Source organism: Helicobacter sp. NHP19-003 (assembly GCF_019703305.1).
In the GTDB taxonomy this organism is placed as follows: domain Bacteria; phylum Campylobacterota; class Campylobacteria; order Campylobacterales; family Helicobacteraceae; genus Helicobacter; species Helicobacter gastrocanis.
The window spans coordinates 1-9,934 of the sequence record NZ_AP024818.1 but is presented as its reverse complement, the minus strand read 5'-3'; the positions used below and the strand labels follow the sequence as shown (position 1 = coordinate 9,934).

The 9,934-nt window shown below is 41.7% G+C and carries 6 protein-coding genes; all 6 read right to left on the bottom strand.

The window, feature by feature from the left end; genetic code table 11:
• Positions 1–692: 692 nt before the first annotated feature.
• The 6 genes from K6J72_RS08150 to K6J72_RS08125 all read right to left on the bottom strand — a co-directional run bounded on the left by K6J72_RS08150 (position 693) and on the right by K6J72_RS08125 (position 9,928).
• Positions 693–2,045, bottom strand: coding sequence for an outer membrane family protein (locus K6J72_RS08150; RefSeq protein ID WP_221281352.1), 1,353 nt, complete (start codon positions 2,043–2,045; stop codon positions 693–695).
• Between the two features lie 96 nt (positions 2,046–2,141).
• Positions 2,142–3,671, bottom strand: coding sequence for a phosphogluconate dehydratase (gene edd / locus K6J72_RS08145; RefSeq protein ID WP_260320724.1), 1,530 nt, complete (start codon positions 3,669–3,671; stop codon positions 2,142–2,144).
• A 225-nt stretch (positions 3,672–3,896) separates the two neighbouring features.
• Positions 3,897–4,571 (bottom strand): hypothetical protein, encoded by a 675-nt coding sequence (locus K6J72_RS08140; RefSeq protein ID WP_221281350.1) that lies wholly within the window; start codon positions 4,569–4,571, stop codon positions 3,897–3,899.
• Positions 4,572–4,648: 77 nt separating this feature from the next.
• Positions 4,649–7,405: a coiled-coil domain-containing protein gene (locus K6J72_RS08560; RefSeq protein ID WP_260320725.1), complete on the bottom strand. Its 2,757-nt coding sequence runs from the start codon at positions 7,403–7,405 to the stop codon at positions 4,649–4,651.
• A 26-nt stretch (positions 7,406–7,431) separates the two neighbouring features.
• Entirely contained in the window at positions 7,432–7,884 is a 453-nt protein-coding gene (locus tag K6J72_RS08130) for a hypothetical protein (RefSeq protein ID WP_221281356.1), read from the bottom strand.
• A 346-nt stretch (positions 7,885–8,230) separates the two neighbouring features.
• Positions 8,231–9,928, bottom strand: a complete 1,698-nt coding sequence (locus K6J72_RS08125) for a replication initiation protein (RefSeq protein WP_221281354.1) — start codon at positions 9,926–9,928, stop codon at positions 8,231–8,233.
• Positions 9,929–9,934: the final 6 nt, after the last annotated feature.

Sequence of the window (9,934 nt, the reverse complement as noted above, 5' to 3'; positions counted from 1 at the left end):
CATCTCATAGCCAATTAAGCAATGTTTCACACATGGTAGCATAATTAAACATTATGTTTTAATTAAAACATATTATTACTTGCGTATTTCTGTATGGTTAGTGCGTATTTCTGTATGGTTAGTGCGTATTTCTGTATGGTTAGTGCGTATTTCTGTATGGTTACCCCCTCACGAACCCCCTCCCACACGAAGCTCGCAAGGGGCCTAAAAAGGTTAAAAGGCTACGCCTTTAAAAAGGTTAAAAACCTGCGCGTGCCTGCGCATGACGCTCGGGAACTAGGATCAGCCCAAAAGTAGGTCGTGAAACTTAGAAAAAATGAAAAATTTTTGATGTGAAGGTGCATGAATCGGTAAGCCAAGCTGACGCTTGGCATCTATAAGTCTTGGGGGCAAGCCCCCAAACCCCCAAGAGAAGGTTTTGAAGTGAGGATTAGATTTTTGGTCTTGAAGTATCTACGATTGTGGGGTAATCATGTCTGTTTGGAGAGAGTGAAAAACTGATTGATTTAAGGCAATTTTGTCTTTGGAGAGTAAGATGAAGAGAAACAATAAATCAAACATAGCGTTTAAATCGCTTTTAAAGGCTCGTAGAGCGTAAAGTTAGGGGTTGGGAGTATCAGACTATGGTTTGTGGGGTGAAAGCGGTTGTAGGGGATTTTTAGGAGCAATTATCTTACAAGTCGTAAAAGTTTCTAAATCTCCAAATCATAACTGATCGAAGTCATCACATAGCTACGATCCTGTGTAGTGGGGGCAAATTTAGGGTTAGGCGCACCAAAGTAATCCACTTTATAGCCTCGATGCATCCTCACTTCATAGCCATTGAGGCGTAGCATTAGGTGGATGTGCTTGCCTAAGTTGTATTCACAAGTTACCCCCAAGCTCTGCGCATTAGCTCTAGGCGCAAAGGTGAGTTTGCCAAGCAAATACCAAGAGAAATCATGAAACTTGCCCCCCACTCTAGCGTGCAAAGTGAGGGCATTGGCATCGTAAAGGTTGGTGTAAGCGTCCTCATAGGGGGTGTCATCGGTTGTGTCAAAGGACACAGGCGAGCCATTCCAGCCCAGCTGGGCATTGGAGTTGCCAAAGTTTTTATACACACCCCAACCGATGTAGTAGTTTTTGTAATACAGCCTTTGGCGCACGAGTAAAGTCGCTGTGGCTGTACCGATTAAATTGCCCCGATAATAAGTCTTGGCTAGAGCGTGGCTATAAATGGGAAACCATGCATAGACATCGCTTTGGAGTTTAAACTGCCCCCGCTCAAATACAGCACTTAACTGCACACCCGGAGCGTTGAAGTTTTTAGGGTAAAACCAAAAGAAGGGCATGAGGGTGTAGTGTTTGGTGTTGTAAGCTAGGCTCACCGCGTGCATGCCGTAATTGACCCGTCTGCCATCGCTAAATTCATAGCTCACAGGGGCGTAGAAGTTGCGGATAAACTGGATATTAGCCAAACCCCGTCCATAAGTGCTAAACCATCTAAGCTTGAATTTGCCTAAATGCAAAAAGAGGGTAAAGCCTTGATTATAGCCACGCAAAAACAACGCTTCAGGGCTTAAATACCGCCCCGCCTTGATCCCAAAAATGTCTTTGTAGGTGTAGCTTAGATAGGCATTGTATAAAATGTAATTTTTGGCGTGCGACTCGTCCTCTTCGCGTGTATGCCGCCAAGGGGCGTTCATTAAATAGCCCTCCCAACGCCCCATATAATACCAGTTAGCTGGCTGGAGCACCCCGTTTTGATCTCTTAACCCCCTAGTGGAGTCGTAGGCAAGCCCGCCGATCTCCCCTCCAAGCCCCACTTCTAGTTTTTGATTCTCCACAGATTTAGGCAATAAATTAGCGTTTATTTCTAAAGCCCCAATGGTTGTTACATAACTGCCTGTGGGGTAAAGTCCTTTGTTTGTATTGATGGGGGCATTGTTAAAACCGATGCGTGAGAAAGAGCCGACACGCCCTGAGATTTTATAGTTAAAGGCTTGTAGGTGCGTGGTAAAAAGAAGCGCAATTAAGACTCTGAAAATAGAACCTTTGGGAGTCAAGGGAGCTCCTTAAAAAAGCTAGAGAAGAAGGGACATTTCAGGGAGTCCTAAACAGACTCCAAAAATAGAGCCCAGAGCCCATTCTTCGTAAAAGTCTTAGTGACCTACTTTCTTGATCTGCTCGATCGCATCTTTGAATCCTTGATTTTGCAGAGAGCTTAGAATAGATGTAAATTTGTGTAGCTCTGGCATCCCATTAGCTCTAGGGCTTTGGTAAGGCAACACTGCAATAAAGTCTCTTTGGAGCTCTTTGTTGTTGAAACGATCGATCAAGTCTTGTTGGGATTCAAAGATGATTGCGGGGGCTTGGACAACTAGGTGTTCTTCTTTAAGAGCTGAAACTTTCATCACTGAACGCCCGATATTGCCTGTTAGAATTTTAAGCCCTCCATTGGGCGCAAATGGGTGATCTATCCCTCTAATGATCTCTGTATTTTGACTGACCTGCACTCCATCTTGATAAACCACTTTGCCATTGATTAGGAAAGGATTTTTGGTATAAGCTTGTAACCCTGAACCCATGATAGTGTCGCAATCTTCGTGCAAGAGTCCAGCATTGAGCAATTCACGCACCACAAGGGCTAACCCCCCTGCAGCTTCAAACTGATTCACATCTGCCTCACCATTAGGATACATTTTTGTTAAAAGAGGAGTGATGTTAGAAACTGCATTGAAGTCGTCCCAATTGATAATAATTCCAGCGGCTTTAGCAATGGCGATGAGATGGATAGTTAGGTTGGTAGAACCCCCTGTGGCCATCAAGCCGACCATGGCATTGACAATACTCTTTTCACTAACGATCTCTCCAATGGGCTTAGGTGTCTTGGTAGCCATTAAAGTGGCGGCCTCATGAACTAAAGCTTTTCTAAGAGAGGTGTTGGGGTTAATGAAGGCGGAATTTGGTAAGTGCAAGCCCATCAACTCAACCACCACTTGGTTAGAATTGGCTGTGCCATAGAAAGTACAAGTGCCTGGTGAGTGGTGAAACCTCATTTCACTCTCTAATAAAATCTCTCTAGTAACTTTACCTTGAGCAAAGAGTTCGCGCACTTCAGCCTTTTGTGCGTTAGCTAGACCACTAGTCATAGGACCAGAGGGCACGAAGATAGCAGGTAAATGTCCAAAGCTTAGTGCTCCAATTAGAAGTCCAGGGACAATCTTATCACACACGCCTAAGTAAAACGCTCCATCAAAGATATTGTGTGAGAGGGCAATGCTTGTACTCATAGCAATCACATCACGGGAGAAAAGATTAAGTTCCATCCCCTCATAGCCCTGTGTGATCCCATCACACATGGCGGGCACGCCCCCAGCAAATTGGGCAAAGGCATCGTGTTTTAATAAAGTTTCTTTAATCCAGTCAGGATAATGCTTTAAAGGCTGATGGGCAGAAACGACATCGTTGTAGGCAGAAATAATGGCGTAATTGGGCTTGTCGTTGTCTTTAATCCTAGTCTTGATATGATCGGGCAAGCTTGCGTAGCTATGGGCCAAGCTGACACAACTTAAATCCTTGCGCTGGATTTTACCTCGGGCTTTAGCAATGCGTTGTAAGTAGGCTTGTCTGGTCGCATGGCTTCTTTCAACAATGCCTTTTGTGATGTCTTCTAGGGTTTTTTGGGGCACTCCTACCTCCGTGTTAGTTGTATGGGTTTCGTATGGATTTAAAAACGCGTTATTTTACAATAGGATTTTGTTTTATTAATTAAAAGTGAGTACACGCCAGTGTTTCACCTTAACTTTTTAAAATTTTTTGATAAATTAGTCCATCAATCTCAGTAGATTTTTATGTGTTCTGCGCTACAATCTGCGCATAATTCGTAAGGCGGACCCTCGCCAGCCAGTCGCTTGTTAAAAGTGGTTGGCATATTCCAATAAGTCTTTACTAAAGCTTGCTGTTAGGTCATCTAAGAATTTTTCTATTTTGTTTGGGTGTATCCCTACAGAAATATTTAGGATTTTTGTTGTCAATCTTGGGTAGATTTTGCCGTCTTCCCCTATTCTTGTTTTTGTGATGTTCTCCCAATGGTAACAGCGGTTGCGTAGAGTGTGGAATAAACTTAAAGCAATGGTGGCCTTATTGTAGTTACTTAAGTAACTTTTCTTACCTTTGATAAAAATTTTTTCTTTTTTATAGTTTAGATCGTAGTTTTTGAATTGGATTTTATCTGCATTAAAAACGCGTGCAAACAACCCTTCTCGTTTAATGATGTGGATGATCGTACCTAGAGTCATTTTAGAGAGGTAGCTATCGTTACTAAGAGTTATTTCTCCACTACTTTTAAGGACCTCTTCTCTTACTTGAATCACCCGAGGGTCTGTAGAATTGTTGATCCAATCCCTATCTTTGGCAATGAGCAAACAATTTAATGAGTTGCGTAGGGCAATCTCTACAAGGGCTATTTTATGTGTGTATTTGCCTATGAGTTTTAGATTCTCTAGGTGTGCTTGTAAATCTCCATCATACGAATCTAAACGCCTCTTGGACAGTAAGGTTTCTATATCCATTACGCTTTTTAGCTCCATTTCTCTAATCCTTTTCTACATTTTTAGGGTCTTTTGCTTGGTTCAGTTTATTGTGGGTGTGTTTTTAGTGTCCAAGTCTACCTATGATAACCCCCATCTCCTTTTTGCTCTTGCTCTTGGATAGCCTGTTCAAGTATTTTAGGCAATTCATCCCTAAGACTGGCAAGGTCATTTAATGCATTGCTTGCTTTAATTTCTAATGCCTGAGCCACTTTTGGGCTTGTTTTGCTTATTTGGGCGATTGTGGCATGTATGTTGCTTTCTAGTGTCCCCAAAGCCCCCAAATCGTTTTGTTCACTCTCTAGCTGTGCCTTTGTGGTTTCTAGTTCTGCCTTTGTTGTCTCCAAATCTTTCTGTGTGGTCTGTAGAGTGGATTTTGTGGTTTGTAGCTCACTTTTAAGCCTTGTGTTCTCAGCACCCTTCTTTTTAAAAGCATCATTATTAGCCTTCGCCTTTTCTATCTCTTGCTTATTAGTTTCTTTTTCTTGTTTCAGTTTAGTTACTTCGCCTTGCAAACGCTCTCTGTCTCTTTCTAGGCTGTCTATCTGTCCCTTAGCCTGATTAAGCTCCGCTCCATATTCCGCACTGCTCTTAAACTCTGTGGCAAGCTTTGTAATCTCATTTTTAACACTCTCCACAGCTTCTAAGATAACTTGACAAGCTTGATTGTTGATGGCTTGCACTGCTTGGCTGTGCTTTGTAAGTGTGTTAGCTAAATCTTTTTTTATGGCTTGCTCTCGCCTATTGAGCTCTCTATAACCTGTCTTAGCCTTAATGGGGTCATAATCTAGCTTGTATTCTTTTTTAACACCCTTGCCAAAGAGACGGGCGATAGCGTTGATAGCTGTGTGCTTGCCTGCTAGCATTTCTTCGTTGAGTAGAGCACAAGTGCTTGCTTGCTGTATCATTTCTTCTTGGCATTGTTGATGGATTTCTGTGATCTTTTCACCACTGGCTTGGATATGTGCCACTACACCAGCTGTAACGGGGGATACATACTCTCTAATAAGATTAACGGCTTCTTTTTCAAAAGTCTTGATGTGTGCTTGACTCTTTGCTTCTGCTTTGGCTGTCTTTAGTTCAGCTTTAAGAGCTTGGGTTTCTTGCTCTAGGCTAGTGTTGGTGTTTTCAAGGCTTTCAATGTAGCTTGGAGCATACTTAAGCCAAATGTTTAAAATACGCTCATCTAATTGCGCTTGGGTGAGTTTCTCATTATCTAAGGCATTCAATTCTCTAAAGACTTCTTTAGGACAGCCCTTACCCATAAGCTCTTGCCTTTCTGCCAAACGCCTTGCTTTAATTTGTTCTTTAGTGAGATACACGGGCTTGAGTTTAAGATTCTCTTGTTGGAGTTGTTGGTTAGTGGTTTTGAGCGTTGCAAGCTCGGGTTTCATCTTATCAAATTCTTGGGTGTGCTTGGTAATTTGGTCTTTTAAGCCATTAATACTTTCATCTTTTTGGGTGTTCTCGTTCTTAAGGGCATCTATCTCTTTTTGTTTTTCTTGTAAGGCTTTGGTGTGTTCTGTGTCTTTGGTTTCTAAAACTTTGGTGTGGCTTTGCTCTTTCATCTCAAGCTCTTGAGCATGTTCTTGCTTGAGCTCTTGCACTTGCTCGGGGCTTAAGTAGCCATCATATAGGGCTTTTGTGGCTGTTATCTTATTCTCTACTTGTTGGGGGCTTAGATAATCCTTGTATTGCTCTGTAATCTGCTTGGGGCTTAAGTGGTCTTTGTATTGCTCTTGCAAGGCTTGGTAGCGCTCTTTGGCTTCTTGCTCTATCTGTGTAATGCGCTTCTTTAGGTCAGCAATACTTAAACCCTCATCTTTCAAGGCTCTTAAGCTCTTGTAATCTTCTTGTGTGAAAAGCTTTAAATCACCCAAACCCTGATTAATGGCAATCATTTGCTTTCTCACACTCTCAAGCAAGGGCTTGGCTTCTTTGATGGTGAGCTTTTTGTTCTGTTTGTCTTGTGGGGCAAAGATAGTAACAAGGTCTATGAGTGTGGTTTCTAATTCTGTGTTGTCGTCTTTGAGTTCTTGGTTCTCTTGGGTTAGAGTGGTGTTGGCTTGTTCTAGATCAGCCTTTTCTTGTTCAAGGGTGTTTAACTCTGTTTGGGTGTTTTCTGCGTTAGTCTTTAAATTTTCAAGCTGTTCTTTGTAGACTGTAACTTCTTTTGCAAGTGAATTATTGTCATTTTGTAGGTTTATATTGTTGTTCTCCAATTCAATCCGCTTGGCTTTTTCTTGCTCCATTAACCGCCCGTAAGCTCTAGGTTCAATGCGTTTAGCTCCACTGATGCGTTTTTCTACCCCCCTTTGCATGTTTAAGATGTCAGCCACTTCTTGTTGCATTTGTCCTAACACGGCATTTGTAATCAATCCTTTGCGAAACATGCTCTTGCCTGTATTCTCATCAAGAGTAACAAACTCCAAATGGGCGTGGTGATTGATTTGTTCTTTGCCCTCATCATCAATATGCCCCTCATCTCTATGGATCGCAATTTGGTAGCATTGAAAGTGGTATTTAGTTTTAAAATGGTTGGCTAGAGTTTCTAGTTCTTGCATGGTGCTCGTGTTTTTGAGATTAACCACGGCACTCCACAAATAACGGCTAGCCTTTGCCTTGAAAGGCTGGTTACAATACCGCTTGTAATTGATCTTGGCTTGCTCTATGAGGCTATCTCTTAAAGCCCTTGCTTCTTTGGCATCTCTATTGCATTCTATCCCTAGCCCTCCACTTTTTAGTACATAGCTAGGCTTAACTGAGCGGTCGTTGTGTTTTTCTTGGATACTCAACTTCGTGGGTTTGAAGTTGATAGAGGCAATGTCTCCCACTACTCAGGCTTGTTTGTGGAGTATGCTTATGGGTTCTCTTGCTTTTGTGCTTGGTTTTGCGTGGGATTTATCTTAACTTCCTGGGGTTTTTGGGTTTCTTGGGCTGGCTTAGTGTCTTGCTTATCGGGGGTCGCATCAGCTTTTTTAGACCCTTGCCCCTGTGTGTAGATGAGATTATTCAAAGCCTCATTGACTTTTTGTTTTTCTTCTGTCTTTTTTACCCCATGTGCTTTAATGGCTTCTAATTCTTTTTTAATCTTGTTTTCAAAGGCCACAATCTCTTTATGCATCTTGCTTGTAAAAAGCTCGATTTCTCGGGTGGCTTTGCCCTTAAAAGCCTTCAATTCTTTCTCATACTTAGCTTTTGTTTCTTTGTATTTATCCCTGACCCTGATGATCTCATTGTGTAGTCGGCTTTCTAAATCCTCTAAAAACCGCCTTGAAAATTTGCTATAGTCTTTTTCATCTTTTTTTGCCATGTAAAAATCCTTTGTAATTTTATTTCCTAGAATTTTAACATATTATCATATAATACGGCTGATGATATTTTTAACTGCACTTCACAGCCCCCTGCAAGGGTAAATTACCCAAAACGAGCTTTACGAGTGTCCCCCTTGTGGGGTTGGGTAGTTTGCAAATTACCCAACCATTACGGGTTCGCTCACAAGTTCGCTTGGATAATTTGCTACTCAAACGCCGTTGGGGCTAAAGGTAAAACACTCTAAATTTAGTGTATTTGGTTTGGTGCAATCGTTATCTAGGTATTAGCGATTAGATTTTGTTTATATGTGTTAAATGACTATCTAGGGTAATGATAAAAATTTCTCACTCCATATACTTCTTAAACCAACTTTTAAAGTACTTGACATTATTTAAGATGAAAGGGTTTAGAATCTTATGTGGTTTGTCTATGTCTTGGACATCTACTCTAATGTATCCGTTCTCTATAAAGTAAATGTCTTTAATCTTAAGGACAGCAGGCACACCATTGTTGCTCATGTAAATGTTTCTGCCTATGTATTCTGTTAGGCCATTGTTAGGGTTTAGAGCTTGTGGTTGATCTGATTGGTTAGGTCTAACCAAACCCTGAAAGGTTTTAAAGCCATTTTGATCAGTTTGTAATTCTACCTTGACTTCTTTGGGTTGTGGTGTTTGCTGTGGTTTCTGTTGCATCTTTGGTGTTTGTGAATTTACGATTTGGTAACCTCCCTTTGCCATGGCTGTTAAAAAAGTTTCTTTGTCGGCCAGCACAGCACTTCTTGCTTGAAACTCTTTGCCATTTTTGTAGTATTTGACTAAAATTTCATAACCCTCTTGAGCGGGTTGGAAGGCATCTACTACAAGAATAACGCTAGGGTCTTGGGGTTTGTAAAAAGCCATGCCTACGACTTCTTGCATGTCCTTGTCTTGTTTAGATTGTTTCAGTTGCTCCATAGATTGTTTGATGAGCTTAACGGCTTTCTTGCTTCTAATCTCCCATGCAATGGTTCTTATATCCCTTTTGACTTGCTCTCTGTCCTTGCTAGTCTTGGTGATGGGCTCGAAGTAGAATTGGATATGGGTGATGCGATTACCCATGCCTTTGGTTTTTATTTTCTCATAGCAAAGGTTCTCAAAGTGGGGGAGCTTTTGGAGTTCTTGGACGGCGGGTCTTAGCACGACATGTTCCACATTGATGGCTGGAACATTTAATGACACACCCATTAACTCTCTAAACTCTCTCCAGTCTTTCTTTGGGGGCACACCTACACTTTTCCATTGCTTAAGCAAGCGGTAAAGAGTCTTAGTGTATTTACCGCTAATGTTTTGAAACTCCAAGAGCTCAAAAGAAGTGAAGTTGCCATGGAGATGGTTAAGCAAGTAGCCAAAGTGAGGCGTATTTACTTGGATTTCTATGCTCTTAACTTGGGTTTTCTTAGTGTCGTGATAGTTGATACGAAATCTCCTAAAGAGTACAATGTTCTCTTTAGCGCGCTCATAGAGCACCCAAAAGTTAGCTGCCCTGATATTTTTCCAAAATTTTTCAACGATCTTAGAGAGATTCTCAAGGCTGACTTTAGTCCTAGAGCCTATCATTGCTCTAATGTCCTCTGCTTCAAACACCAAGAGCTCATCCTCTTTGTCTTTGAGCTTGTTGAAAATGGCAAAAAGCAAATTCGCTTCTAATGCGCTTAACCTACCTAGAGAAACAGAATTGACATCGTTGTGAAAGGTTACATACTTCTCAGCGATCGCTGTGGGGATTGTGGGGGCGTTTTGTGTGATAACTTCGGTTGTTGTGGGTTGTTGTGTGGGTTGCGTGAGGGTTTCTGTAGTTGTGGGTGGTGTTGGAATGGTCTGCTCTTGGGTGGAGCTCTGGAGTTGCAGGGGTGAGGTTTGTTGTGTGGCTAACTCCATTATCTGTTCAAGACATTCTGTTTTCTCTCTATTTAAGGCATCTCTAAATGTTGTATCTGTCTCTGCATCTATGAGCGCCTGTAGTCGCTTGAGTCGTTGCATTAAATTCTTTTTTTGTTTGTTCATATCCAT

What these genes read in the sequence shown, in the direction of transcription:
- K6J72_RS08140 (WP_221281350.1), bottom strand. Translation starts at nt 4,571, where the DNA reads ATGGAGCTAAAAAGCGTAATGGATATAGAAACCTTACTGTCCAAGAGG.
- K6J72_RS08130 (WP_221281356.1), bottom strand. Translation starts at nt 7,884, where the DNA reads ATGGCAAAAAAAGATGAAAAAGACTATAGCAAATTTTCAAGGCGGTTT.
- K6J72_RS08125 (WP_221281354.1), bottom strand. Translation starts at nt 9,928, where the DNA reads ATGAACAAACAAAAAAAGAATTTAATGCAACGACTCAAGCGACTACAG.